This is a genomic window from Streptomyces sp. NPDC006733 (genome assembly GCF_040636125.1).
Lineage (GTDB): Bacteria > Actinomycetota > Actinomycetes > Streptomycetales > Streptomycetaceae > Actinacidiphila.
The window spans coordinates 14,624-36,455 of sequence record NZ_JBEYJD010000024.1 but is presented as its reverse complement, the minus strand read 5'-3'; the positions used below and the strand labels follow the sequence as shown (position 1 = coordinate 36,455).

Annotated in this window: 29 protein-coding genes and 1 riboswitch; of the genes, 16 read left to right on the top strand and 13 right to left on the bottom strand. The window is 73.1% G+C overall.

Annotated elements, in window-relative coordinates; translation table 11 throughout:
• Window positions 1-164: 164 nt before the first annotated feature.
• From ABZ721_RS21880 to ABZ721_RS21860, 5 genes are all read right to left on the bottom strand, one after another.
• Window positions 165-797, bottom strand: coding sequence for a GNAT family N-acetyltransferase (locus ABZ721_RS21880; RefSeq protein ID WP_358790323.1), 633 nt, complete (start codon window positions 795-797; stop codon window positions 165-167).
• Window positions 794-1,201, bottom strand: coding sequence for a VOC family protein (locus ABZ721_RS21875; protein WP_358790322.1), 408 nt, complete (start codon window positions 1,199-1,201; stop codon window positions 794-796). Before ABZ721_RS21875 ends, ABZ721_RS21880 begins: the two co-directional genes overlap by 4 nt.
• Window positions 1,202-1,347: 146 nt before the next feature.
• Complete coding sequence (locus tag ABZ721_RS21870; protein WP_358790321.1) at window positions 1,348-1,818, bottom strand: NlpC/P60 family protein; 471 nt, start codon at window positions 1,816-1,818, stop codon at window positions 1,348-1,350.
• A gap of 3 nt (window positions 1,819-1,821) precedes the next feature.
• A riboswitch (cyclic di-AMP (ydaO/yuaA leader) is annotated at window positions 1,822-1,982 on the bottom strand.
• Window positions 1,983-2,303: 321 nt separating this feature from the next.
• Window positions 2,304-2,609 (bottom strand): hypothetical protein, encoded by a 306-nt coding sequence (locus ABZ721_RS21865; RefSeq protein ID WP_358790320.1) that lies wholly within the window; start codon window positions 2,607-2,609, stop codon window positions 2,304-2,306.
• A gap of 5 nt (window positions 2,610-2,614) precedes the next feature.
• Window positions 2,615-3,250 (bottom strand): ATP-dependent Clp protease proteolytic subunit, encoded by a 636-nt coding sequence (locus ABZ721_RS21860; protein WP_358790319.1) that lies wholly within the window; start codon window positions 3,248-3,250, stop codon window positions 2,615-2,617.
• 56 nt (window positions 3,251-3,306) lie between these two features.
• Here ABZ721_RS21860 and ABZ721_RS21855 point away from each other — a divergent pair, with 56 nt between their 5' ends.
• Complete coding sequence (locus tag ABZ721_RS21855) at window positions 3,307-3,606, top strand: type II toxin-antitoxin system Phd/YefM family antitoxin (RefSeq protein WP_358790318.1); 300 nt, start codon at window positions 3,307-3,309, stop codon at window positions 3,604-3,606.
• A gap of 69 nt (window positions 3,607-3,675) precedes the next feature.
• On the opposite strand, the gene ABZ721_RS21850 is transcribed toward ABZ721_RS21855, so the two are convergent.
• Window positions 3,676-5,007 carry a M28 family metallopeptidase gene (locus ABZ721_RS21850; protein ID WP_358790317.1) on the bottom strand — a complete coding sequence of 444 codons (1,332 nt, stop codon included), beginning with the start codon at window positions 5,005-5,007 and terminating at the stop codon, window positions 3,676-3,678.
• Between the two features lie 353 nt (window positions 5,008-5,360).
• Between ABZ721_RS21850 and ABZ721_RS21845 the strand changes: the two genes are divergently transcribed.
• The 7 genes from ABZ721_RS21845 to ABZ721_RS21815 all read left to right on the top strand — a co-directional run bounded on the left by ABZ721_RS21845 (window position 5,361) and on the right by ABZ721_RS21815 (window position 10,534).
• A complete protein-coding gene (locus ABZ721_RS21845) occupies window positions 5,361-5,663 on the top strand; it encodes an urease subunit gamma (protein WP_358790316.1) in 303 nt (100 codons plus the stop codon).
• Between the two features lie 16 nt (window positions 5,664-5,679).
• Complete coding sequence (locus ABZ721_RS21840; protein WP_358790315.1) at window positions 5,680-5,991, top strand: urease subunit beta; 312 nt, start codon at window positions 5,680-5,682, stop codon at window positions 5,989-5,991.
• Window positions 5,984-7,705, top strand: a complete 1,722-nt coding sequence (locus ABZ721_RS21835) for an urease subunit alpha (RefSeq protein ID WP_358790314.1) — start codon at window positions 5,984-5,986, stop codon at window positions 7,703-7,705. The genes ABZ721_RS21840 and ABZ721_RS21835 overlap by 8 nt, the downstream gene beginning before the upstream one ends.
• Entirely contained in the window at window positions 7,705-8,433 is a 729-nt protein-coding gene (locus ABZ721_RS21830; RefSeq protein ID WP_358790313.1) for an urease accessory UreF family protein, read from the top strand. Before ABZ721_RS21835 ends, ABZ721_RS21830 begins: the two co-directional genes overlap by 1 nt.
• Window positions 8,434-8,505: 72 nt before the next feature.
• On the top strand, window positions 8,506-9,198 hold the full coding sequence (gene ureG, locus ABZ721_RS21825; RefSeq protein ID WP_358790312.1) for an urease accessory protein UreG: 693 nt from the start codon (window positions 8,506-8,508) through the stop codon (window positions 9,196-9,198).
• Window positions 9,195-10,076 (top strand): urease accessory protein UreD, encoded by an 882-nt coding sequence (locus ABZ721_RS21820; RefSeq protein WP_358790311.1) that lies wholly within the window; start codon window positions 9,195-9,197, stop codon window positions 10,074-10,076. Before ureG ends, ABZ721_RS21820 begins: the two co-directional genes overlap by 4 nt.
• Complete coding sequence (locus ABZ721_RS21815) at window positions 10,073-10,534, top strand: type II toxin-antitoxin system PemK/MazF family toxin (protein ID WP_358790310.1); 462 nt, start codon at window positions 10,073-10,075, stop codon at window positions 10,532-10,534. Before ABZ721_RS21820 ends, ABZ721_RS21815 begins: the two co-directional genes overlap by 4 nt.
• Before the next feature lie 31 nt (window positions 10,535-10,565).
• On the opposite strand, the gene ABZ721_RS21810 is transcribed toward ABZ721_RS21815, so the two are convergent.
• Window positions 10,566-11,438, bottom strand: a complete 873-nt coding sequence (locus ABZ721_RS21810) for a LysR family transcriptional regulator (protein ID WP_358790309.1) — start codon at window positions 11,436-11,438, stop codon at window positions 10,566-10,568.
• 77 nt (window positions 11,439-11,515) lie between these two features.
• Here ABZ721_RS21810 and ABZ721_RS21805 point away from each other — a divergent pair, with 77 nt between their 5' ends.
• Both ABZ721_RS21805 and ABZ721_RS21800 read left to right on the top strand, forming a co-directional pair.
• Window positions 11,516-12,289: a hypothetical protein gene (locus ABZ721_RS21805; protein ID WP_358790308.1), complete on the top strand. Its 774-nt coding sequence runs from the start codon at window positions 11,516-11,518 to the stop codon at window positions 12,287-12,289.
• A gap of 93 nt (window positions 12,290-12,382) precedes the next feature.
• Window positions 12,383-13,981, top strand: coding sequence for an alpha/beta hydrolase (locus ABZ721_RS21800; RefSeq protein WP_358790307.1), 1,599 nt, complete (start codon window positions 12,383-12,385; stop codon window positions 13,979-13,981).
• Between the two features lie 69 nt (window positions 13,982-14,050).
• On the opposite strand, the gene ABZ721_RS21795 is transcribed toward ABZ721_RS21800, so the two are convergent.
• Window positions 14,051-14,488, bottom strand: coding sequence for a DUF4429 domain-containing protein (locus tag ABZ721_RS21795; RefSeq protein WP_358790306.1), 438 nt, complete (start codon window positions 14,486-14,488; stop codon window positions 14,051-14,053).
• 169 nt (window positions 14,489-14,657) lie between these two features.
• On the opposite strand from ABZ721_RS21795, the gene ABZ721_RS21790 reads away from it, so the two are divergent.
• Entirely contained in the window at window positions 14,658-14,855 is a 198-nt protein-coding gene (locus ABZ721_RS21790; protein WP_358790305.1) for a cold-shock protein, read from the top strand.
• A gap of 61 nt (window positions 14,856-14,916) precedes the next feature.
• Here the strand turns inward: ABZ721_RS21790 and ABZ721_RS21785 are convergent, their stop codons facing one another.
• Window positions 14,917-15,459 carry a hypothetical protein gene (locus tag ABZ721_RS21785; protein ID WP_358790406.1) on the bottom strand — a complete coding sequence of 181 codons (543 nt, stop codon included), beginning with the start codon at window positions 15,457-15,459 and terminating at the stop codon, window positions 14,917-14,919.
• A 271-nt stretch (window positions 15,460-15,730) separates the two neighbouring features.
• On the opposite strand from ABZ721_RS21785, the gene ABZ721_RS21780 reads away from it, so the two are divergent.
• Complete coding sequence (locus tag ABZ721_RS21780) at window positions 15,731-16,060, top strand: DUF1330 domain-containing protein (RefSeq protein ID WP_358790304.1); 330 nt, start codon at window positions 15,731-15,733, stop codon at window positions 16,058-16,060.
• A 25-nt stretch (window positions 16,061-16,085) separates the two neighbouring features.
• Here ABZ721_RS21780 and ABZ721_RS21775 read toward each other — a convergent pair whose 3' ends face one another.
• A complete protein-coding gene (locus tag ABZ721_RS21775) occupies window positions 16,086-16,298 on the bottom strand; it encodes a hypothetical protein (protein ID WP_358790303.1) in 213 nt (70 codons plus the stop codon).
• 54 nt (window positions 16,299-16,352) lie between these two features.
• A complete protein-coding gene (gene ligD, locus ABZ721_RS21770) occupies window positions 16,353-17,240 on the bottom strand; it encodes a non-homologous end-joining DNA ligase (RefSeq protein ID WP_358790302.1) in 888 nt (295 codons plus the stop codon).
• A gap of 30 nt (window positions 17,241-17,270) precedes the next feature.
• Here ligD and ABZ721_RS21765 point away from each other — a divergent pair, with 30 nt between their 5' ends.
• From ABZ721_RS21765 to ABZ721_RS21755, 3 genes are read left to right on the top strand one after another with little or no spacing between them, the layout of a single operon-like run.
• On the top strand, window positions 17,271-18,353 hold the full coding sequence (locus ABZ721_RS21765; RefSeq protein WP_358790301.1) for a Ku protein: 1,083 nt from the start codon (window positions 17,271-17,273) through the stop codon (window positions 18,351-18,353).
• A 54-nt stretch (window positions 18,354-18,407) separates the two neighbouring features.
• Window positions 18,408-19,424: a helix-turn-helix domain-containing protein gene (locus tag ABZ721_RS21760; RefSeq protein WP_358790300.1), complete on the top strand. Its 1,017-nt coding sequence runs from the start codon at window positions 18,408-18,410 to the stop codon at window positions 19,422-19,424.
• Between the two features lie 42 nt (window positions 19,425-19,466).
• On the top strand, window positions 19,467-19,922 hold the full coding sequence (locus tag ABZ721_RS21755; RefSeq protein ID WP_358790299.1) for a VOC family protein: 456 nt from the start codon (window positions 19,467-19,469) through the stop codon (window positions 19,920-19,922).
• A gap of 72 nt (window positions 19,923-19,994) precedes the next feature.
• Here the strand turns inward: ABZ721_RS21755 and ABZ721_RS21750 are convergent, their stop codons facing one another.
• Entirely contained in the window at window positions 19,995-20,258 is a 264-nt protein-coding gene (locus ABZ721_RS21750; RefSeq protein ID WP_358790298.1) for a type B 50S ribosomal protein L31, read from the bottom strand.
• 85 nt (window positions 20,259-20,343) lie between these two features.
• Complete coding sequence (gene rpmG / locus ABZ721_RS21745) at window positions 20,344-20,508, bottom strand: 50S ribosomal protein L33 (protein WP_358790297.1); 165 nt, start codon at window positions 20,506-20,508, stop codon at window positions 20,344-20,346.
• A gap of 179 nt (window positions 20,509-20,687) precedes the next feature.
• Between rpmG and ABZ721_RS21740 the strand changes: the two genes are divergently transcribed.
• On the top strand, window positions 20,688-21,743 hold the full coding sequence (locus ABZ721_RS21740) for a LacI family DNA-binding transcriptional regulator (protein WP_358790296.1): 1,056 nt from the start codon (window positions 20,688-20,690) through the stop codon (window positions 21,741-21,743).
• The last annotated feature ends 89 nt before the right edge of the window (window positions 21,744-21,832 follow it).

Here is a 21,832-nt window from a genome sequence, read left to right as displayed (position 1 = left end):
CCGCCGGCGCCAACCCCGCCTGGTTCAGCCGCCCTGGGGGGGTCCGGGGGCGGTGCGCGGGGGGGGGGGCCCCGCGCGCGGTGCACCGCCCGGCGGAACGTTTCGCCGGAGGGCTCTGCTGGAACGTTTCGCCGAAACCGTCGACCGGATCCGGCCGCGGGGCGTCAGCCGCCGTCCGCGACCAGGAGCGCCTCCGCGCCCACCGGGACGTACCCGGCGGCCAGGAAGGCGCGCACGCTGGCGGCGTTGCCCGGGGAGATCTGGGCCCACACCGGCCGCCCGCCGGGCACCAGATGGCGGGCCGCGCGGGCCAGGCGCCGGCCCAGACCCGCTCCGCGCGCGCCGGGGTCGACCTCCACGGCCGCCTCCCACCGCCCGCCGACGCCCCGGCCGATCAGCACGGTGCCCCCCGGCGCGGTCCAGGCCCGTACGTCGTCGCGGTGCTCCAGCGCGCGGACGACGCGCGGATGGGTGCGGTCGGTGGCGGGCTCCAGCGGCAGTTCCGGCGGGCCCGGCAGCGGCGGGGCGAGCACCATCATGTCGATGGCCTCCACCCGCCGGCCGACGCGCCGCTCCAGGGCGTGCAGGAACGCCGGGCTGAGCGGCGCCCCGAGGTCGCCGGGGGCGAGCAGGCCGCGCATCCAGGCGTGGTCGGTGTCGGCGAACACCACGGCGTGGGCGGAGAAGGAGAGGACGCCCGCGTCGCGCCGCGACGGCTGCGGCACCATCGTCACCCCGCCGTCGGGCTCGGGCAGGACGCCCCGCTCCACGTCGGCCAGGATCCGCGGCAGGTTCATGCCCCGGCTGCCCGCTCCGCCAGGGCGCGTTCGGGGGCGCTGCGCTCGACGCAGAACTCGTTGCCCTCCGGGTCGGACATGTACACCCAGCCCGTACCGTCCGGCCGGCGCTGGTCGCTGACGACCGCGGCGCCCAGCCCCGCCAGCCGCTCGACCGTCTCGTCGCGGGTGCCGGTGGGCGGCTGGATGTCCAGGTGCAGCCGGTTCTTGGCCGTCTTGCCCTCGGGCACCCGCACGAACAGGAGCCCGGGCAGGCCCGGTTGGCCGGACTCGATCAGGACCTCGGAGTCGGCCGGATCGGCGTCCTCCAGCGCGTAGCCGGTCACCTCGGCCCAGAACACGGCGAGGCGGTACGGGTCGGAGGCGTCGAAGGTGATGTGGCGGACGGGGTTGAGATAGGTCATACGTGTCTCCCGGTCGGCGGGTGGAGCCCAAACGGCGCCAACATAACCGTCCGCCGCCGTCCTTGCCGGGAATATTCGCGCCGGTCGCGCCCCCGCTCCCCGCGGCCGGACGGCTGCGGGGAGCGGGCTGCCGGCTGCGCCGCGGATCAGCGGACCCGGCCGTACCAGACGCTGCCGGTCCAGATCTTCTCCAGCCGGACCCGGGTGCCGGTCTTGGGGGCGTGCCAGATCTTGTCGCTGCCGGCGTAGATGCCCACGTGGTAGACGCTGCTGCCGGAGTGGAAGAAGACCAGGTCGCCCGCCCTGCGGCTGGCGGCGCCGATGTGCGTGGTGCTGTTGTACTGCGCGCCGGTGGTTCTTGGCAGCTTCTTGCCGGCCTTGTTGAACGAATAGAGGGTCAGACCCGAGCAGTCGAAGCGGTACGGTCCCGAGGCACCCCACTGGTACGGCGAGCCCTTCTTCGACGCCGCGATGCCCAGGGCCTTGGTGGAGGCGGTGGCCGCGTCCGCGTGCGTGGCGGTGGCCGGGAGGAGGGCGGGGACCGCGACAGCCGCGGCCGTGAGGACGGAGGCGGCTCCCATACGGGACAGGCGTGTGTTCAGGCCGATGGTGGCCATGCGAAACCCTTCGTCGTCCGCTTGCGAAGGATGACCTGTCGGGTTCGGGCAGGCGAAGAATCCCGGCCGCTGACGCGGCTTCACCCCAAGGGGACGGCCTGGATACCGATGGGCCGGCCCCGTCGTGCCTGGGTCCTCCGTTCCTGCCGTTGCGGTGTCGACCGGGCATCCGGGCGGCGGCAGGATTGGGCGTCCGCTCGGACCGCCCCACCACGGCGGCGGGGTCTTGTCGTCCAAGGGAGCATGACCCACGAAAGCGCCGGAAACCCGGCACAAACGGCTTTATGTGATCTTCGTCACGGATCGCCTATTCGGGTGTCGCAACGACCTGCCGTCATGGTTGTCGTTCCGGCGCATGCCGGTTGACCTGCGCCGGAACGCCGACGCCGGCGGGCCGGTTCCGCAAGTCGGCGCGGCGACAACCACCCGTCGCGCGCAAGGGTGACTACTCCGAACGTGCGGGCGGATGGCGTGTCGTGGCGCCGTCAGCGGTCCGGCGGAGGCGCGACGGCCACCAGGGAGGCCCGCCGCTCGCCGTCCAGGACGCGCAGTGCCCGTCCCAACGTGCCGGTGTGCACCTCCGTCTCGCCGCGGGCGTGCATCACCGCCAGTGCCTCGCGCAGCGCGGTCGCGCGGCCGACGAGCGCCTGGGCGGCGCGCAGCGCTCCGTAGGTGTCGCGCGAGCGGGACGGGTTGATCCGTCCCAGCAGGTCCACGATCTCCAGGTAGCGGTCGACCAGTTCGCCCTCGGAGCGCGTCAGGGCCGGCAGCGCCGGCAGTTCCGGCACCACCGGTGTCACCGGATGCCGTGCGGGACCGCGCTGGTCTTGCGGCTGAGGGTGACCCGGTCCACGAGGCCGTACTCCACCGCCTGGGTGGCGTCCAGGATCTTGTCGCGCTCGATGTCGGCGCTGATCCGCTCCGCCTCCTGGCCGGTGTGCCGCACCAGCAGCTCCTCCAACTTCTCCCGCGTGCGCAGCAGTTCGTTGGCCTGGATCTCCAGGTCCGCGATGGTGCCCTGGGTCGCCTGTCCGAAGGACGGCTGGTGGATGAGGACGCGCGCGCCCGGGGTGATCATGCGCTTGCCGGGTGCGCCGGCGGCGAGCAGCACGGCGGCGGCCGAGGCCGCCTGGCCGATGCACACGGTGGACACGTCGCAGGTGACGAACTGCATCGTGTCGTAGATGGCCGTCATGGCGGTGAACGAGCCGCCGGGGGAGTTGATGTACAGCGAGATGTCCTGGCCGGGCGCCGAGCTCTCCAGGTGGATGAACTGCGCCATGACGTCGTTGGCGGAGGTGTCGTCGATCTGCGTGCCGAGGATGACGACGCGCTCCTGCAGCAGTTTGGAGTACGGGTCCATGGAGCGGGTTCCGGAGCTGGTGCGCTCGGTGAACTCGGGCAGGACGTAGCGGGCGGTGGGTCGGAACATGGCGGCACCTCCACGTAAAAAATGTACAGGACGTACATCTCGATATGATGGGGAGCATGGCCCATGAAGTACCGGTGACACAAGCGCGTGCGGAGCTCGCGGAACTGATCAACCGCGTTGTCTACGGCGGTGAACAGGTGGTGCTGACGCGCCACGGCAAGCCGCTCGTCGCGCTGGTCTCCGCCGCTGACCTGCAGCGACTCCGCGATCTTGATGCGGCGGCCGAGGAGCCGGTGATCAGCACGGTCTCCTCGTTCGGCTCCGGCGCGTCCGCCACGGGCGAACGCCGCCGCTTCGGCATCGCCGCGGAACACCGCGGCCCGGACGCCGGGGATCGGCGTCCGGGCCGCGAGTGAGACGGTCGGAGCGGAGGACGTACGGTCGCGCCGTTCAGGCCGTTGCGGCCGTCCGGCTCGTCCGGTGCGTCAGAAGGTGAGCTTCCAGCTGTTGATGTAGCCGGTGTCGGCGCTGGCGACGTCCTGGACCTTGAGCTTCCAGACGCCGTTGGCGACCTCGCTGGAGGCGTTGACGGTGTAGGTGGTGTTGACGTTGTCCGCGGAGTCCGACCCGCTGGAGTTCTTCAGCCGGTAGGTGCTGCCGTCCGGGGCGACCAGGTCGATGACCAGGTCGCCGCGGTAGGTGTGGACGATGTTGACGCCGACCTGCAGGGCGCTGGGCGCGTTGCCCGTGATGCCGCTGACGGTGACCGACGAGGTGACCGCGGCGCCCGCGTCCGGGATGGTGACGTCCGCGGTGTTCTCGAAGACCGTGCCGGTCGGCGGGGTCGTGGTCCCGGTGCTCAGGTTCCACACCGCGTACGCGATCGAGTCACTGCCGTTGTCCAGCGCGGTGTCGTTGATGTTCGCCGAGGTGTCGCACGAGCGGTGGTAGCAGGCGTCGAACGCCTGGCCCGAGGTGCCGCCCCACTTCTGCGCCTGGGCGGCGGTCTTGATGTAGTCCGCGCCGCTGAAGAGCCCGCCGACGGGCACACCCGCGCTCTTGAAGGGGGCGTGGTCGGAGCGGCCGTCACCCTCGGTCTCGATCTCCGTCGGGATGCCCTTGGAGGCGAAGAAGTCCTTGAAGACCTTCTCCAGCGCCGCGTTGTCGTCGTAGACGAAGTACCCGGGGTTGGGCGAGCCGATCATGTCGAAGTTGAGGTAGGCGTCGATCTTCGACCGGTCGGCGGACGGCAGGTTGTTGACGTAGTACTTGGAGCCGATCATCCCCAGCTCCTCGGCGCCGAACCAGCCGAACCGCAGGTGCTTGGTGGGCTGCAGCCCGGCGCGCGAGACGGCCAGCGCGACCTCCAGGGTGCTGGCGGTGCCGGACCCGTTGTCGTTGATGCCGGGCCCGGCGGTGACGGAGTCCAGGTGCGCTCCGCTCATCACCACGTGGTTGGCGTCGCCGCCCGGCCAGTCGGCTATCAGGTTGTAGCCGGTGGCGCCGCTGGAGGTGAACTGCTGGATGGTGGTGGTGTAGCCGGCCGCGTCCAGCTTGCCCTTGACGTAGTCGAGGGAGGCCTTGTAGCCGGGGCGGCCGTGGGCGCGGTTGCCGCTGTTGGCGTTGGCGATGGACTGCAGTTGGGACAGGTGCGCCTTGACGTTGGCGACCGGGATGTCCGGTGCGGCGAGGGTCGGGGCGGCGGCGGCCGGGGCCGCGGCAGTGGCCGCGGGCGAGGCGCCGACGAGGGCCGCCGACAGCGCGGTGACCGCGCAGACGGCGGTCAGGGCATGGCGCAGCGTCAGTCTTGTGGACACGTGGTGCTCCGTTTTCCGTGGTGGGGGCGCGGAACGAACGAGGCACGCCGCGGCGACGGCCACGGCGTGCGGGAGCGTCTTCTGGCCAGAAGTCTCTTTGATGCGGACATGATGATCCGGCCGGGCCGGACGAGGCGTCAAGGGCGATAACCGGACAGGAAGTTCCGGTGAACGGACGAAGCCAGGCAAAGCCGATGCAAAGGGCCCGCAAAGAGCACGTGCGGCCCCGTCGCCGCGGCCCGCCCGCGACGCGTCACCCGCCGCAACCGGTGTCACTGCGCGTAACGTGGGTTAACGCGGGTGTAACGCCGCCGAACTAGCCTTCCGCACCCGAACGTCTGTGAGGTGTGGCCGTGCAACTGACCCCCCACGAGCAGGAGCGCCTGCTCGTACACGTCGCCGCCGACGTGGCGGAGCGGCGCCGCGCGCGCGGACTGCGGCTCAACCACCCCGAGGCCGTCGCGCTGATCACCGCGCACGTCCTGGAGGGCGCCCGCGACGGCCGCACCGTCGCCGACCTCATGGCGTCCGGCCGGACGGTGCTGAGCCGGGCCGACGTCATGGACGGCATCCCCGAGATGATCCCCGACGTGCAGGTCGAGGCCACTTTCCCGGACGGCACCAAGCTCGTCACCGTGCACGACCCGATCATCTGACGAGGAGGCGACCCCGATGATCCCCGGAGAGATCCTCCTCGCGGACGAGCCCGTGCCGCTCAACGCGGGACGGCCCGTCACGCGGCTGACGGTGCTCAACACCGCCGACCGTCCCATCCAGGTCGGCTCGCACTACCACTTCGCCGAGACCAACCCCGGCCTGGACTTCGACCGCGCGGCCGCCCACGGCCTGCGGCTGTCGATCGCCGCCGGCACCGCCGTGCGCTTCGAGCCCGGCGTCCCGGTTGCGGTGGAGCTGGTCCCCCTCGGCGGCGCGCGCGTCGTCGCCGGACTGCGCGGCGAGACCGCGGGGGCCCTCGATGGCTGACCTCGCCCGCGCCGTATACGCCGACCTGTTCGGCCCGACGGCCGGCGACCGGATCCGGCTCGCCGACACCGACCTGCTCGTGGAGATCGAGCGCGACCTGTCCGGCGGCCCCGCCGGCTCCGGCGACGAAGCGGTCTTCGGCGGCGGCAAGGTGATCCGCGAGTCCATGGGGCAGTCCCGCACCACCCGCGCGGAGGGCGCCCCCGACACCGTCATCACCGGCGCGGTCGTGCTGGACCACTGGGGCGTCGTCAAGGCGGACATCGGGATCCGGGACGGCCGGATCGCCGCGATCGGCAAGGCCGGCAACCCCGAGACGATGGACGGTGTGCACCCGGACCTCGTCATCGGTCCGGAGACCGAGATCATCGCGGGCAACGGCAGGATCCTCACCGCCGGGGCGATCGACGCGCACGTCCACTTCATCTCGCCGACCCTCGTCGACCAGGCCCTGGCCACGGGCGTGACGACCCTCGTCGGCGGCGGTACCGGCCCCGCCGAGGGCACCAAGGCCACCACCATCACCCCCGGCCCCTGGCACCTCGCGCGGATGTTCGCGGCGCTGGAGGCGTACCCGGTCAACATCGGGCTGCTCGGCAAGGGCAACACCGTCTCCGCGGAGGCGATGCACAGCCAGCTGCGCGGCGGCGCCGTGGGATTCAAGATCCACGAGGACTGGGGGGCGACCCCGGCCGCCATCGACGCCTGCCTGACGGTCTGCGACGCCACCGGCGCCCAACTCGCCATCCACACCGACACCCTGAACGAGGCCGGCTTCGTCGAGGACACCCTCGCCGCCATCGCCGGGCGCGGCATCCACGCCTACCACACCGAAGGCGCGGGCGGCGGGCACGCGCCGGACATCATCACCGTCGTCTCCCGGCCCAACGTCCTGCCGTCGTCGACCAACCCCACCCGCCCGCACACCGTCAACACCGTCGACGAACACCTCGACATGCTGATGGTCTGCCACCACCTGAACCCGGCCGTCCCGGAGGACCTCGCCTTCGCCGAGTCGCGGATCAGGCCGTCCACCATCGCCGCCGAGGACTTCCTGCACGACCTGGGCGCCATCAGCATCATCAGCTCCGACTCCCAGGCCATGGGCCGGATCGGCGAGGTCGTGCTGCGGACCTGGCAGACCGCGCACGTGATGAAGAAGCGCCGCGGACCGCTGCCCGGGGACGGGCGGGCGGACAACCACCGCGCTCGTCGCTATGTCGCCAAATACACCATCAACCCGGCGGTCGCGCAGGGCCTGGACCAGGAGATCGGCTCGGTCGAGACCGGCAAGCTCGCCGACCTCGTGCTGTGGGAGCCGGCGTTTTTCGGCGTCAAACCGCTGCTCGTCATCAAGGGCGGCCAGATCGCCTACGCGCAGATGGGCGACGCCAACGCCTCCATCCCCACCCCGCAACCGGTGCTGCCCCGGCCGATGTTCGGCGCCGTGGGACGCGCTCCGGCCGCCAACTCCTTCAACTTCACCACGCAGATCGCGCTCGACGACGGGCTCCCGGACCGGCTCGGCCTGGGCAAACGCTTCCTGCCGATCCGCAGCACCCGGGCGCTGACCAAGGCCGACATGCGGGAGAACGACGCCCTGCCGCGCGTCGAGGTCGACCCCGACACGTTCACGGTGCGCATCGACGGCGAGGTCGTCGAACCGGCCCCGGCGGCCGAACTGCCCATGGCCCAGCGCTACTTCCTCTTCTGATGACCGCTACCACCAGCGGCAGCGCGACCGCGCTCGGGGGACCGGCGGCCCCCGCCTCCCGGGCCGCGCTGCTGATGCTCGCCGACGGGCGGTTCCCGGCGGGCGGCCACGCCCACTCCGGGGGCGGCGAGGCCGCCGTCACCGCCGGCCTCGTCCACGACCCGGCCACCCTCGCCGCGTTCTGCCGGGGCCGCCTGCACACCACCGGGCTGGTGGCCGCCGCGGTCGCGGCATCGGCCGCCACCGGCCTCGACCCGCTGCTGCTCGACGCCGCGGCCGACGCCCGCACCCCGTCGCCGGCGCTGCGCGCCACCGCCCGCAAGCTCGGCCGGCAACTGATGCGGGCCGCACGGGCCGCCTGGCCCGCCGCGGAACTCGACCGGCTCGCCGCCGCCCGCCCGCGCGGCGCCCACCAGCCGGTCGTACTCGGCGTCACCGCCCGCGCCGCCGGCCTCGCCCCGCTGGACGCGGCACACGTGGCCGTCTACGAGTGCGTCACCGGACCGACCACCGCGGCCGTCCGGCTGCTCGGACTCGACCCCTTCGCCGTCGGCGCCGTCCTGGCGAGACTCGCCCCCGAACTGGACGCCGTCGCCGAGCGGGCCGCCCTGGCCGCCGCCCGCGCCGCGACGGAGGGGATCGCCACCCTGCCCGCCGCCTCCGCACCGCTGCTCGACCTGCACGCCGAGCAGCACGCCGCCTGGCCCGTCCGCCTCTTCGCCTCCTGACACCGGGCCGACCCGAGATCCGCCCGCACGCCACCGCCCGCACGCCACCGTCGACCGACTCCGGAGCCCGCCATGCACCTCGACCCCCCGCACCGTTACCCCGAGCGCTACGCCTACGGCATCCCCGCCCAGCGCCCCGACGGCACCCGCCGGGCCCTGCGGGTGGGCCTCGGCGGACCGGTCGGCTCCGGCAAGACCGCCACCGTCGCCGCGCTCTGCCGCCTGCTGCGCGACGAACTGTCCATCGCGGTGGTCACCAACGACATCTACACCCGCGAGGACGCGGAGTTCCTGCTGCGCAACGCCGTCCTGCCCCCCGAGCGCATCAGCGCGGTCGAGACCGGTGCCTGCCCGCACACCGCGATCCGCGACGACATCTCCGCCAACCTCGAAGCCGTCGAGGACCTGGAGGACGCGGTCGGGCCGCTGGACCTGGTGCTGGTCGAGTCCGGCGGCGACAACCTCACGGCCACGTTCTCCAAGGGGCTGGTCGACGCGCAGATCTTCGTCATCGACGTCGCGGGCGGCGACAAGATCCCCCGCAAGGGCGGGCCCGGCGTGACCACCTCGGACCTGCTGGTCATCAACAAGACGGACCTCGCCCCGCTGGTCGGCGCCGACCTGGACGTCATGGCCCGCGACGCCCACGCCCAACGCGGCGACCTGCCGGTGGTCTTCACCGCGCTCACCGCCGAGAACGGCATCGCCCCGGTCGCCGGCTGGATCCGCGAGCGGCTCGCCGCCTGGACCGCGGTCCCGGCGTGACCGCCCCGGCCGCCACCGTCCCGGCCGTCGCCGCCGTCGCCGCCGTCGCCGCAGTGCGCGCCGCCGCCCGCATCGTGGCGGCGGCCGACGGGCGCGGCGGCACCGCGCTGCCGGTGCTCGCCGGCCACGGCCCCTTCGCGCTGCGCCGCACCCGCGCCACCGGCCCCGGCGCGCAGGTCACGGTCGTCGGCGCGATGAGCGCCCCGCTGGGCGGCGACCGGCTGGAGCTGTCCGCCGACGTCGGCGCGGGCGCGGAGCTGACGGTGACCAGCGCCGCCGCGACCATCGCGCTGCCGGGCGCGTCCGGTGAACCCGCCACGTACGACGTGCGGCTGGCCGTCGGGCCGGGCGCGGCACTGCGCTGGCTGCCCGAGCAGCTCATCGCCGCCGCGGGCAGCGACCTGCGGATGACCACCCGGGTCGAACTCGCCGCGGACGCCCGGCTGGTCTACCGCGACGAGCAGGTCCTCGGCCGCGCGGGCGAGCGCCCGGGCCGGCTCAGCACCCGGCTGACCGTGCACCGCGCCGGAGCGCCCCTGCTGGACCAGGAGCTGGCGTTCGGCCCCGGCGTCCCGGGCTGGGACGGACCGGCCGTCCTGCACCGCTACCGCGCCGTCGGGCAACTGCTGATCGTGGCACCGGAGTTCGCCGACCGGCCACCGCCGGCCGCGACCCTCGCCGGGGACCCGGACCGTGGGCAGGCCGTCCGCGTCCCGCTCGCCGGACCGGCCGTCCTGGTCACCGCCGTGGCCCCCGACGCGCTCGGCCTGCGGCGGCTGCTCGACGCGATGACGCCGCCCGCCGGCGACACCGGCACGGGCGCGGGTGGCCACCACCCGGCGACCGCCGTCGCCGCAGGCGCTAGCGTGACCCGATGAGCACTTCGATCAACGACGCAGCGGTACCGGCCCCGTCCCCCGGCCAGGGCGGGCCGACCGCGACGCGCGAGGCACGGCCCCACGAGGTCGGCCCGGTCCGCACGGCGTACGCGCCCGACCGCGACGGCGACCCGGACCCCGGCGAGATCGTCTGGACGTGGGTGCCGTTCGAGGAGAACGACGGCCGCGGCAAGGACCGGCCGGTGCTGGTCGTGGCGCGCGAGACCGCGGGCACCCTGCTGGCGGTGCAGCTGTCCAGCAAGCGCCATGACGCGGACCGCGAATGGGTGCCGATCGGCACCGGTTCGTGGGACGCGGCCCGCCGCGAGTCCTGGGTCGACCTCGACCGCGTGCTGCGCGTGCACCCCGACGGGATGCGCCGGGAGGCCTGCGCGCTGGACCGCCCGCGCTTCGACCGCGTGGTGGCACGGCTGACGGAGCGCTACGGCTGGAGCTGACCGCCGTGCCGTGCCGCGCGGCGCGCGGCGTTCACCGCGAGACGCCGAGCAGGTCTGTCAGGACCCGGGCCGCCCGGCCCGGGTCGCCGCGGTGCAGCGCCTCCGTGCGGTGCACCAGCCGCGGAGCGGCCAGCGGGACCGCACCGGCCCCGGCGACCGAGGCCGGCAGGAGCGCCAGCCCGTGCCCGGCCCGCGCCAGTGTGAGCAGGGTCCGCACGTCCGTGCCGTCGTAACGCGGCCCGGTGCGGAAGCCGTTGCCGCACGCCGCGCGCAGTTCGTCCAGCGGGATCGCGGCGTCCGGGGCGTCCAGCCACAGCGCGTCGATCAGCTCGGTCAGCCGCAGTCCCTCCCGGTCGGCCAGCGGATGGCCGTCCGGCAGGACGACGGCCAGCGGTTCCTCGCCGACGCCGGCCGTGTGCAGCGGGCCGGCGTCCGGCAGCCGCAGCGGGTCGCTGGGCGCCGCCGCCCCGTCCACCAGCCCGAGGTCGAGGTCGCCGCAGGCCACCCCGGCCACGACTCCGGCGCGCTCCAGCAGCCGCACGGTGACGTCGGTGCGCGGTGCCGCCGCCCGCAGTCCGGCCAGCGCGCGGGCCGTCCGGTCGCCGAACGCCAGCGGGGACGCGCCGAGCACCAGCCGCGCGGCGGGGGAGTGCGCGGCCCGCACCACCTCGGCGCGGGCCGCGCCGATCCGCAGCAGCAGCGGTCCCGCGTGCTCCAGCAGCCGGCTCCCCGCCTCGGTGGGCGCCACCGGCCGGCGGCCCAGCAGCTCCACCCCGAGGTCGGCCTCCAGGGCGGCGATGTGCTGCGAGACCGCCGACTGGGTGTAGCCCAGCTCGCGGGCGGCGGCGGAGAACGACGCGAGCCGGACCACCGCCGTGAAGGTGCGCAGCAGATGCGGATCCATGGGCATCAGTATTACTGATGCCCGGACAACTCTTCATCGTTGGACGTGATGTGGCGAGCGGTCGCAGGATGGCGTCCATGACCACCCCGACCGCGGCCGAGGCCGCCGCCCGCGCACCGCACCCCGCCCCCCGGATCGCCCTCGTCGGCGACCGCTCCCCGTCCGTCCGGTCCCACCAGCGGATCCCCGTCCTGCTGGACGCGCTGCGCGGGCGCCACGGGCTCCTGGCCGACGCGTACTGGATCCCGACGGAGGAGGCCGCGCGCCCCGGCGCGGTGTCCGCGTTCGACGCCGTCTGGCTGCTGCCCGGCAGCCCGTACCGCAGCGAGGCGGGCGCGCTGGCGGCCGTGCGCACCGCCCGCGAGGACGGCATCCCGTTCCTCGGCACCTGCGGCGGCTTCCAGCACGCGCTGCTGGAGTTCGCCCGCGGCGTGTGCGGCCTGCACGGCGCCCGGCACGCGGAGAACAGCCCCGACGGCGACGGCGACCTGCTCATCGCGCCCCTCGCGTGCTCGCTGGTGGGCCACGAGGGGACGATCCACACCACGCCCGGCTCCCTGGCCGAACGGCTGCTGGGCGGCCGGGAGACCCAGGAGCGCTTCCACTGCGACTACGGCCCGGTCGCCGAACTGCTGCCGTTGTTGCGGGAGCACGGCATGCGGTTCACGGGACAGGACGCCGAAGGGCAGCCGAGGATCGCCGAACTGCCCGCGCACCCCTTCTTCCTGGCCACGCTCTTCCAGCCGGAGCTGGCCGGGGACGGCTCGGTGCCGCACTGGTACATCCGTGGTCTCGTTGAGGCCGCCACGTCGCACGCCATGTCACGTATTGGTAAAGAATTGCCGGTGTGACCTGTTCACAGCCACCTCATAGCAGAAAGGATCCATTCGAATCTCTGTGATCACCGCGGCCACAAGTCGCGGATCAGTAGGGGGAGGAACTGAATGAGACGCACTGTCGTGCTCGTCTCCACCGGCGCTCTCGTCGCCGGCGCCATAGCCGCCGCCCCGGCGGCCACCGCCGGGGACAAGCGGCCTACCGGCCAGCACCAGCCGAGCGGACTCGCCGAGTCCATCGGCGTGCAGATCGCGGCCGCCCGTGCGGCCCAACAGGGCATCGACTGGGCCGCGTGTCCGGCCGACTGGAGCCTCCCGGCTCCTGTCCAGTGCGGCTACGTCACCGTTCCGGTGGACTACGCCAAGCCGTTCGGCAAGACCATCAAGATCGCGGTCGACAAGGTCGGCAACACCGGGACCCCGGCCGAGCGCCAGGGCGCCCTGCTCTACAACCCCGGCGGCCCCGGCGGTTCCGGCATGCGGTTCCCGCTCCGGATCGTCAACAAGGCGGCCCTGTGGGTGAACACCGCCAAGGTGTACGACTTCGTGGGCTTCGACCCGCGCGGCGTCGGCCACTCGGCGCCCATCTCCTGCCAGGACCCGCAGGAGTACGTGAAGGCCCCCAAGGCCGACCCGGTCCCCGACAGCCAGGCCGACAAGGACGCGCAGCGCAAGCTCGCCGCCGAGTACGCCAGGGGCTGCGTGGAGCGCACCGGCGCGCAGATGCTCTCGCAGATGACGACGGCCAACACGGCCCGCGACATCGACGTGGTGCGCGCGGCCCTGCACGAGAAGAAGCTGAACTTCCTGGGCGTCTCCTACGGCACCTACCTCGGTGGCGTGTACGCGTCGCTCTTCCCGACCCACGTGCGCCGCATGATCGTGGACAGCGTGGTCAACCCGGACGACGACCAGATCTGGTACCAGAACAACCTGGACCAGGACGTGGCGTTCGAGGGCCGCTGGAACGACTGGAAGACGTGGGTCGCGAAGTACGACTCCGTCTACCACATCGGGGACACCCCGGCGAAGGTCCAGGCGCAGTGGGAGGCGCTGCGCGCCGCCGCGAAGGCGAACCCGGTCGGCGGGGTCGTCGGCCCGGCCGAGCTGCTCGGCTTCTTCCAGGGCGCGGCGTACTACGACTCGTCGTGGGCGTCCGTCGCCGGCGTGTGGAGCAAGTACCGCGCGGGTGACACCCAGGCGCTCGTCGACGCCGCAGGGCCCGACATGTCCGACATCAAGGGCAACATCTCGTCGGAGAACGGCACCGCGGTCTACACCGCGGTGGAGTGCACCGACACCAAGTGGCCGACCAGCTGGAAGAAGTGGGACCGTGACAACACGGAGCTCCACAAGAACTACCCCTTCCTGACCTGGTCCAACGCCTGGATGAACCTCCCGTGCGCCACGTGGGGCGTCAAGCAGCAGACCCCGGTCGACGTACGGTCGCACCGCGGACTGCCCAGCGTCCTGATCGTGCAGAGCACCCGTGACGCGGCCACGCCGTACACCGGGGCGCTCGAGATGCACAAGCGCCTGAAGGGCTCGCAGCTCATCACGGAGAACGGCGCCGGCTCGCACGGCGTCACCGGGCTGGTCAACCCCTGCATCAACCAGCGGGTGGACGACTACCTGATCAACGGCAAGCTCGACGGCCACGACGTCGTGTGCACCCCGCACGCCGTACCGGTGCCCGCCGCTTCCTGACGTCAGGAACTGCGCACCACGTCTCGCCCCGGTCCCCCGCGGACCGGGGCGAGGCTGCTTCCGGGCCGGTCAGCGCAGGAGCTTGCGCTTCGCCCGCTCGAACTCCGGACGCGTCAGCAGGCCGCGCTTCATCAGCCCGGCCAGCCGCTCCAGCTCGTCCGCCAGCGAGATCGGCGGCGCGGCGGGCGGCGTCCGGGGCGCACGGGTCCGCTGGCCCACCGCGGTCTCGACGGCCCGGCACAGGGCCTCGAACTCCGCCCGCTGCTCCTTGCCGAACGTCACCGAGGGATCGGTCCTGGGGCCGGGGATGTCCACGCCCCCGGAGTCGGCCCCGACCAGGACGAAGCGGATGCTCCCGAATCCGGTCCAGCCGGGGGCCTTCCAGCGGACGGCGCCGATCCGGGCGACCGGAAGCCGCTCCACCCGCCTGCTCAGCAGGCCGGGCCGCTGGATCGTCACCTGCTCGCCGTCGAAACCGACGTGCACATTCCTGCTGTTGGCATCCATGTCGCCCCCTGAGCGCCGATGGACCGGAATCCTTCCACGGCGCCGGTCCGCGCGGGAGCAATACGACGCATCGGACAGCCCGACGAGTGGCCCGCCGTCGGCGTGTCGCGGGGGACCCCCGCGGAGCGGGTAACTTGGCGGGATCATCCGAAGAGGCGAAGGTACGGCGATGGCGAAGCTCAACGGCACGATCAAGTGGTTCAACCCGGGCAAGGGCTTCGGCTTCATCACCCCCGCCGACGGGGGCGACGACCTGTTCGTGCACGGCAAGAACATCGAGGGCACCGTCGCCGACGACAAAGCCGTCGAGTACGAGCTCGGCGACGGCCCCAAGGGCCCGCACGCGCTGAACGTGAAGGTCCTCTGACCGGGACACTCCTCCCGGCCGTGCGGCCCGCGCGGCCGTCCGGCCCGTCCGGGCGTTCCGCCTAGAGCAGGAACAGCGCGCCGGACGCCGCGCCGACCGCGGCGCCGGCCACGGTCTGCGCGACGGAGTGGTAGGCCAGGGCGACGCGCGACCAGCAGACGGCGGCGACCAGGGCGTAGGCCAGGAGCCACCAGGGCGACGCGACCGCGCAGAGCAGCGCGACGACGCCGGAGGCCACGGCCGAGTCCACGCTGATCTTCCAGAACGTGTTCACGGCGAGCAGGACGACGGTCACCGCCCACATCGAGACCATCGCGACGAGGATGTCCGTCGGCGCGTGCGCCAGGAGCATCACCGCCGCGCCGATCCCGATGGAGCCGAGGATGACGGCGAAGATCGGCGCCCGCTGCCCGCGGTCCACCACGTGCCGGTCGCCCCAGGTGCCGCGCCTGCGCTCCCACTCGATGTACCCGGCCGGGACGATCCCGGCGCACAGGGCGGCGAAGAGCCCCCACGCCGCGCCGCTCACGCTGCCCGACGCGGCGGCCCCGACGCCGACCAGACCGACGAGCACGACGTTGCGGGGCTGCAGGGCCTCGGTCACCGCGCGTGCCGCGGCCCGCGACCGCGTACGGGCCGTGTCCCGGGCGGGGTCGGCGGCGGGAGCGGGGGAATCGGTCAAGTGGCGCACCCGGTCAGGGTAGATGGACCGGGAGCCGCCGGAACGCGCGGGCCGCGCGACGGCCGGGAAGTACCGATGGATGACTGATTCCGCCGGGACGGGACCGCTCGTACGGTCGTATCCAGCAGCAGGGACCGGCACGGGACCGGCTGCCGGGCCCGACCGTACGAGCGACCCCTTCCTGGAGGATCCGATGTCCGCATACGCCGTCGCCTACGTCCGCAAGATCATCGACCAGAGCCCCGACATCGCGGAGTACCTGCGCCGCGTCTCGGACACGCTGGACCCCTTCGGCGGCCGCTTCCTGGTGCACAACGCCGAACTGGAGGTCATGGAGGGCAGCTGGCCCGGCGGCCTGATCATCATCGAGTTCCCCGACCGGGCCACGGCGCACGCCTGGTACGACTCGGCGGAGTACCAGAAGATCCTGCCGCTCAGGACCCGGCACATCGAGATGGACGTCGTCTTCGTGGACGGGCGGCCCGAGGGCTACCGGGGCTCCGAGGCGCTGGCCGGGCACTGAGGACACGAGCCAGGGGCGCGGCCCGTCACTCGGGCCGGCCCTGCACCTCCGGTCCGCCACCGCGCCAGTCGATGAGCGGGTGGTCCTCGAGCTCCACCTCGTCCAGGCCCGCCCGGCGCAGGAATTCGACGATGTCGGTGAGCGCGTACGCGCGGCCGACGGGGGTGCCGCCTATCGTCACCCGCCGGGTGCCGTTCTCGAGCGGGTGGACGACGACCTGCTGTGCCTGTGGATCCATGTCACTAGGCTGCGTGTTCGAGCGGCCCGGCGCATCTCTTGCGGCGTGTCGCCGTCAGGAGGGCAGCTTTCCGGCCCGTTCGCGCTCCAGGAGCGGGGCGAGCAGGTCGCCGTGCTCAGCCACCCGGCCGGGGACGTCGGCGATGGTGAACGAGAGCCGCGCGGGGTCGTCGCACTGCTCGATCTCGTCCCACGAGACCGGCGTGGACACGGTGGGAGTGGCGCGGGCGCGGACGGTGTACGGGGCGGCGGTGGTCTTCTTCGCCGAGTTCTGCGACCAGTCGATGAAGACCTTCCCGGTCCGCAGGCTCCGGGTCATCCGGGAGACCACCTGGTCGGGGTGGTCCGTCTCCAGCTCCTTCGCGAGCGCCTTGGCGTAGGCCTCCGCCTGGTCGGGCGAGGCGCCCTCCAGCGGCGCGTACAGGTGCAGGCCCTTGGAGCCCGAGGTCTTCGCCCACGCGTCGATGCCGTCGGCCCGCATCCGCGCGCGCAGCAGGAGGGCGACGGCGCAGCAGTCGACGATCGTGCGGTCCTCGCCGGGGTCCAGGTCGAGCACGAGCCGGTCCGCCGTCCTTGGGGTGGCGGCCCGCCACTGCGGGACGTGCAGCTCGACGCACGACAGGTTCGCGGCCCAGACGAGGGTGGCGAGGTCGTTGATCTGCACCTGCTCCATCTCCTCGCCGCCGCTGCGCTCGGTGACCGACGTCGTCACCCAGTCGGGGGTACCGGACGGCGGTCTTTTGGCGAAGAACGTCTTCTCGCCCACCCCGCCGGGAGCGCGCAGGAACGACAGGGGCCGGCCCGCCAGATGCGGCAGCAGGACGGGGGCGACGGTGGCGTAGTAGTGCACCAGCTCGCCCTTGGTCGTGCCGGTCTGCGGATACAGGACCCGTTCCAGGTGGGAGAGGGTCAGCTGGCGACCCTCGATTTCCGTGATCGGCATAGGATGAAATCTCTCACATTTAGGGACGAAATGATGAGATCGATCTGGACCGGCACCCTGTCATTCGGCCTTGTCGCCGTACCCGTCAAACTCGGCTCGGCCGTCAGCAGCCACAAGCTGGGCTTCCGGCAGATCCATACAGCTGACCACGGCCGGGTGCGCCTGCAGAAGGTCTGTGCGCTCGACGAGCAGGTCCTCACCCAGGCCGAGATCACCCGGGCGTACGAGACGGCCGACGAGCAGCTGATCGAGATCTCCGACGGCGAGCTGAAGGCCCTGCCGCTCCCCACGGCCAAGACCATCGAGGTGAGCGGGTTCCTGGAGGCCGACAAGGTCGACTTCCTCCAGCTCGACACGCCCTACTTCCTCGCCCCGGCGGACGCCACCGCCAACAAGGCGTACGTCCTGATGCGCGAGGCGCTCCAGCGGTCGGGCAAGGCGGCCGTCGGCAAGCTCGCGATGCACAACAGCGAGCACCTCGCGCTGGTGCGCGCCCAGGACGACGTGCTGATCCTGCAGACCCTGCGCTGGCCGGACGAGGTGAAGCCGACGTCGGAGGCCGCCCCGAGCGGCAAGGTGAACATCACCGACGCCGAACTGACCCTCGCCGACACCCTCATCAACGCTCTCGGCGAAGCCGATCTGAGCGAGTACACGGACAACTACGCCGAGGCCGTGCAGGCACTCGTCAGTGCCAAGGTCGAGGGGACCGAGGCGCCGTCCGCGCCCGACGGAACGGGGGGCGGCGGCCAGGTCGTCGACCTGATGGCCGCCCTGGAGGCGAGCGTCGCCCAGGCGAGGAGCGGCCGCCCCGACAACGCCGCTGACGCGACCGTCACGCCCATCAAGAAGTCGGCGCGGGGTTCGGCATCGGGAAGCAGCACCGCGAAGACGTCCACGGCCAAGACGTCCGCGGCGAAGACGTCCACGGGCAAGGCGTCCACGGCGAAGAAGGCGGCGGCGAAGGCCCCTGCCAAGAAGGCCCCTGCCAAGAAGGCCCCCGCCAAGAAGACCGCTGCCAAGAAGACGGCCAGTGCGACGACAACCGGAAAGGCCGCGGCGAAGAGGGCTCCGGCGAAGAAGACCGCGAAGAAGAGCCCGCGCAGCGCCTGAACCGGTCGCGCACTCCGCAGGGCGCCGGGAACCCGTCCGGCCGATACTGGTCGGGTGGACAGTGTGATCGACGAGGCGGTCCAGAGCCTGCCCGCGCCGGCTCTGCGGCCCTACATCGCGGGGTACTGCGGCTACCGGCAGCACGGCGTCCCGCCCACCCGGCACCGCGGCATGCCCTCGCCCTTCCTGACGCTGATCTTCACCCTCGACGACCCGCTGACCGTGGAGACGCACCCCGACCCGCGGCAGGCGCCGGGCCGCTACGACGCGCTGCTCGGCGGCCTGCACACCACGTCGGCACTGATCACCCACGGAGGGCGGCAGTCCGGTGTCCAGGTCGCGCTCAGCCCGCTCGGCGCGCGGGCCCTGCTGCGGCTGCCCGCCGGTGAGCTGGCCAACGCCGACGTGCCGGCCGACGCCGTTCTGGGGCGCCTCGCCGCCGAGGTACGGGACCGGCTGCGCGACGCGGCCGACTGGCGGCAGCGGTTCGCCGTCCTCGACGGCGTCCTGTGGCGGTACGCGCGCCCCGAATCCGCCGTGCCGCCCCCGGTGGCCCGCGCCTGGGAGCTGCTGCTGCGGTCCCGGGGCACGGTCTCCGCGGCGGCGCTCGCGCAGGAGGTGGGGTGGAGCGGCCGGCATCTGGCCAACCGGTTCCACACGGAGATCGGCCTCAGCCCCAAGGCGGCGGCCCGGGTCATCCGCTTCGACCGGGCGCGGCGGCTGCTGGCCGTCCGGGCCTGCGGCCGGGACAACGACGGGTTGCCGGATCGCAACGGGACGGCCGGGTTGCCGGACCGCGACGGGACGGCCGGGCCCCCGGGTGCGTACGGGCCGCCCGGGCCGTACCCGCCACCGGGTGCCTACGGGCCGGACAGCCCGAGGGGCCTGGCGGATCTCGCGGCCGAGTGCGGCTACTTCGACCAGGCCCACCTCGCGCGCGAGTTCCGCGCGCTGGCCGGGTGCGCGCCGAGCCGCTGGCTGGCCGAGGAGTTCCGAAACGTCCAAGCGTTCACCACGCCCCCGGCGGCAGTGTGGACCCCGGAGGAGGACAGCGGGGCCCTCCGGCACTGAAACCGCTCCGCCGCAGCACCGACCCGAGGAGGTCCGGCCCGCATGGACGCCACCGACAGCACCAAGAGCGCCGACACGACCGGCAGCACGGACGGCAGGACGCCCCCGCCCCAGGTGTGGCCCAGCCTGCGCGCCCGCGACGCGCGCTCACTGATCGCGTTCCTGGTCCAGGCGTTCGGCTTCGAGGAGACCGTCGTCCACGGCGAGGGCGACCGCGTCGACCATGCGGAGCTGGCCTGGCCGCCCGGCGGCGGCATCATGCTCGGCAGCGCTCCCCAGGACGGCGCGAAGGACGACTTCGCGCTGCCGCCGGGCACCTTCGGCGCCTATGTCGTCACCGACGACCCTGACGCCCTGTGCGCCCGGGCCAGGGCGGCGGGTGCCGAGATCATCAGGGAGCCGGACGTCACCGACTACGGCTCGCGCGACTTCGCCGCCCGGGACCCCGAGGGGAACCGCTGGTTCTTCGGCACCTACCGCGGCGAGCCGCGCACGTAGCGGCCCGGACAACGGGGGAGGGGGCGGTACCGCCGGGAATCCCGGCGGTACACCCCCTCGGGTGCGTGGAGCTCAGCCGCGCGCGTCGGACGCGGGCGAGCCGTAGCGGCGCTGGAAGCGCTCGACGCGGCCGGCGGTGTCCAGCACGCGGGCCGTGCCCGTGTAGAACGGGTGGCTCGCCGCGGACGTCTCCACGTCGACGACGGGGTAGGTGTTGCCGTCCTCCCACTCCACGGTCTTGGCGCTGTCCGCGGTCGAACGCGTCAGGAACGCGAAGTCCGCGGAGCGGTCGCGGAAGACGACCGGACGGGAGACGGGGTGAATGCCGTGCTTCATGGGAGATGCCTTCCGGTGGTCGGAACGTGGGTGGTGGTGGGTGCGCGGTGCTGCTGCCGGCGCGTGGTCCGCGGGATCCGCGGGGTCAGCGCTCCTCGCGGAAGAGGACGTGCTGCCCGACGGCCGGGTCGAACTTGCGCAGCACGAGGCGGTCGGGGTTGTTGCGCCGGCTCTTGCGCGTGACGTAGCTCTGTCCGGTGCCGGCCGTCGACCGCAGGGTGATGACCGGGCGGGCGTCGTTGCGTGCCATGGGATTCCCTCCAGGGGGTGGTATCCGGTGCACCGAGCGGAATGATTGTCATTGTCGTTCGGTACTGCTCGTCTCAACGCGACCCATCGCCCCCGCATTCCCGATCGTCTTCGCTAGGCTGTGTCCTCCGGGAAGGGAGTCCTGGAGAGCGCTCTCCCGTCCGTGCTATAAAGACCGACATGAGCGAAGTCCTCCGACCGGCACCTTCGGGACCTCCCACGCTGGAGGATGTGGCCCGCGTGGCGGGTGTGTCGCGTGCCACGGTCTCCCGGGTCATCAACGGGACCCGCAACGTCGACCCGGTCATCCAGGAGACGGTCCGCCGCGCGATCGCCGCGACCGGCTACGTCCCCAACACCGCGGCCCGGTCCCTGGTGACCCGGCGGACCGGCGCGATCGCGCTGGTGGTGTCGGGCGCGGGCGGGCCGGGGCCGGACGACGCGGTGCGCAGCGAGGTCTTCGTCGACCCGTTCTTCGGGCGCGTGGTCAGCGGCGTGGTGGGGTTCCTGCGGCCGCTGGGGATGCATCCGGTGCTGATGCTGGCCGAGACCGGCGAGGCGCGCGACCAGGTGGTGTCGTATCTGCGGCAGGGCAACGCGGACGGCGCGATGGTGGTCTCCACGCACGCGGGCGATCCGCTGCCGGGGCAGATCACCGAGGCCGGCGTGCCGGCGGTGCTCTTCGCCCGGCCGGCCCGGCCGATCCCGATCAGCTACGTCGACGTCGCCCACCAGGACGGGGCCCGGCTGGCGGCGGACCGGCTGGTGGAGCGCGGCTGCCGGGAGGTGGTCACCATCTCCGGACCGCTGGACGTGCCGGCCAGCCAGGACCGGCTGGCGGGGTTCCGGGACGCGATGGCGCGGCACGGCGTGCCGTACGTGCCGTACGCGGAGGGCAACTTCACCCAGCACAGCGGCGAGGCGGCGATGGAGCGGCTGCTGGCCGACCACCCCGGGCTGGACGGGGTCTTCGCCGCCAACGACCTGATGGCCCAGGGTGCCCTGCTCGTCCTGCGCGACCACGGGCGGCACGTGCCGGACGACGTCAAGGTCATCGGCTTCGACGACAGCAGCGCGGCCACCGCGTCCCGGCCCGCCCTGACCACCGTCCGCCAGCCCGTCGAGGAGATGGCCGCGGAAATGGCCCGCCTCCTCCTCGACCGCATCACCACCCCCCAGCAGCGCATCACCTCCACCATCTTCGAACCGACGCTGGTGGTCCGGCACTCGGGCTAGCGGCGGCCGGGCTCGGCCCGAACGGGTGGGAGAGCGCTCTCCCGCCATTCGGCGGGACCGGCCGCGCCGCGCCGCGGCGTTCCGTGCCG

Coding starts and splice junctions, on each gene's coding strand:
- ABZ721_RS21755 (WP_358790299.1), top strand. CDS start 19,467: ATGGACGCCACCGACAGCACCAAGAGCGCCGACACGACCGGCAGCACG.
- ABZ721_RS21835 (WP_358790314.1), top strand. CDS start 5,984: ATGGCTGACCTCGCCCGCGCCGTATACGCCGACCTGTTCGGCCCGACG.
- ABZ721_RS21810 (WP_358790309.1), bottom strand. CDS start 11,438: ATGGATCCGCATCTGCTGCGCACCTTCACGGCGGTGGTCCGGCTCGCG.
- ABZ721_RS21780 (WP_358790304.1), top strand. CDS start 15,731: ATGTCCGCATACGCCGTCGCCTACGTCCGCAAGATCATCGACCAGAGC.
- ABZ721_RS21805 (WP_358790308.1), top strand. CDS start 11,516: ATGACCACCCCGACCGCGGCCGAGGCCGCCGCCCGCGCACCGCACCCC.
- ABZ721_RS21800 (WP_358790307.1), top strand. CDS start 12,383: ATGAGACGCACTGTCGTGCTCGTCTCCACCGGCGCTCTCGTCGCCGGC.
- ABZ721_RS21740 (WP_358790296.1), top strand. CDS start 20,688: ATGAGCGAAGTCCTCCGACCGGCACCTTCGGGACCTCCCACGCTGGAG.
- ABZ721_RS21830 (WP_358790313.1), top strand. CDS start 7,705: ATGACCGCTACCACCAGCGGCAGCGCGACCGCGCTCGGGGGACCGGCG.
- ABZ721_RS21790 (WP_358790305.1), top strand. CDS start 14,658: ATGGCGAAGCTCAACGGCACGATCAAGTGGTTCAACCCGGGCAAGGGC.
- ABZ721_RS21775 (WP_358790303.1), bottom strand. CDS start 16,298: ATGGATCCACAGGCACAGCAGGTCGTCGTCCACCCGCTCGAGAACGGC.
- ABZ721_RS21860 (WP_358790319.1), bottom strand. CDS start 3,250: ATGTTCCGACCCACCGCCCGCTACGTCCTGCCCGAGTTCACCGAGCGC.
- ABZ721_RS21795 (WP_358790306.1), bottom strand. CDS start 14,488: ATGGATGCCAACAGCAGGAATGTGCACGTCGGTTTCGACGGCGAGCAG.
- rpmG (WP_358790297.1), bottom strand. CDS start 20,508: ATGGCACGCAACGACGCCCGCCCGGTCATCACCCTGCGGTCGACGGCC.
- ABZ721_RS21855 (WP_358790318.1), top strand. CDS start 3,307: ATGGCCCATGAAGTACCGGTGACACAAGCGCGTGCGGAGCTCGCGGAA.
- ureG (WP_358790312.1), top strand. CDS start 8,506: ATGCACCTCGACCCCCCGCACCGTTACCCCGAGCGCTACGCCTACGGC.
- ligD (WP_358790302.1), bottom strand. CDS start 17,240: ATGCCGATCACGGAAATCGAGGGTCGCCAGCTGACCCTCTCCCACCTG.
- ABZ721_RS21875 (WP_358790322.1), bottom strand. CDS start 1,201: ATGACCTATCTCAACCCCGTCCGCCACATCACCTTCGACGCCTCCGAC.
- ABZ721_RS21750 (WP_358790298.1), bottom strand. CDS start 20,258: ATGAAGCACGGCATTCACCCCGTCTCCCGTCCGGTCGTCTTCCGCGAC.
- ABZ721_RS21765 (WP_358790301.1), top strand. CDS start 17,271: ATGATGAGATCGATCTGGACCGGCACCCTGTCATTCGGCCTTGTCGCC.
- ABZ721_RS21870 (WP_358790321.1), bottom strand. CDS start 1,818: ATGGCCACCATCGGCCTGAACACACGCCTGTCCCGTATGGGAGCCGCC.
- ABZ721_RS21880 (WP_358790323.1), bottom strand. CDS start 797: ATGAACCTGCCGCGGATCCTGGCCGACGTGGAGCGGGGCGTCCTGCCC.
- ABZ721_RS21840 (WP_358790315.1), top strand. CDS start 5,680: ATGATCCCCGGAGAGATCCTCCTCGCGGACGAGCCCGTGCCGCTCAAC.
- ABZ721_RS21815 (WP_358790310.1), top strand. CDS start 10,073: ATGAGCACTTCGATCAACGACGCAGCGGTACCGGCCCCGTCCCCCGGC.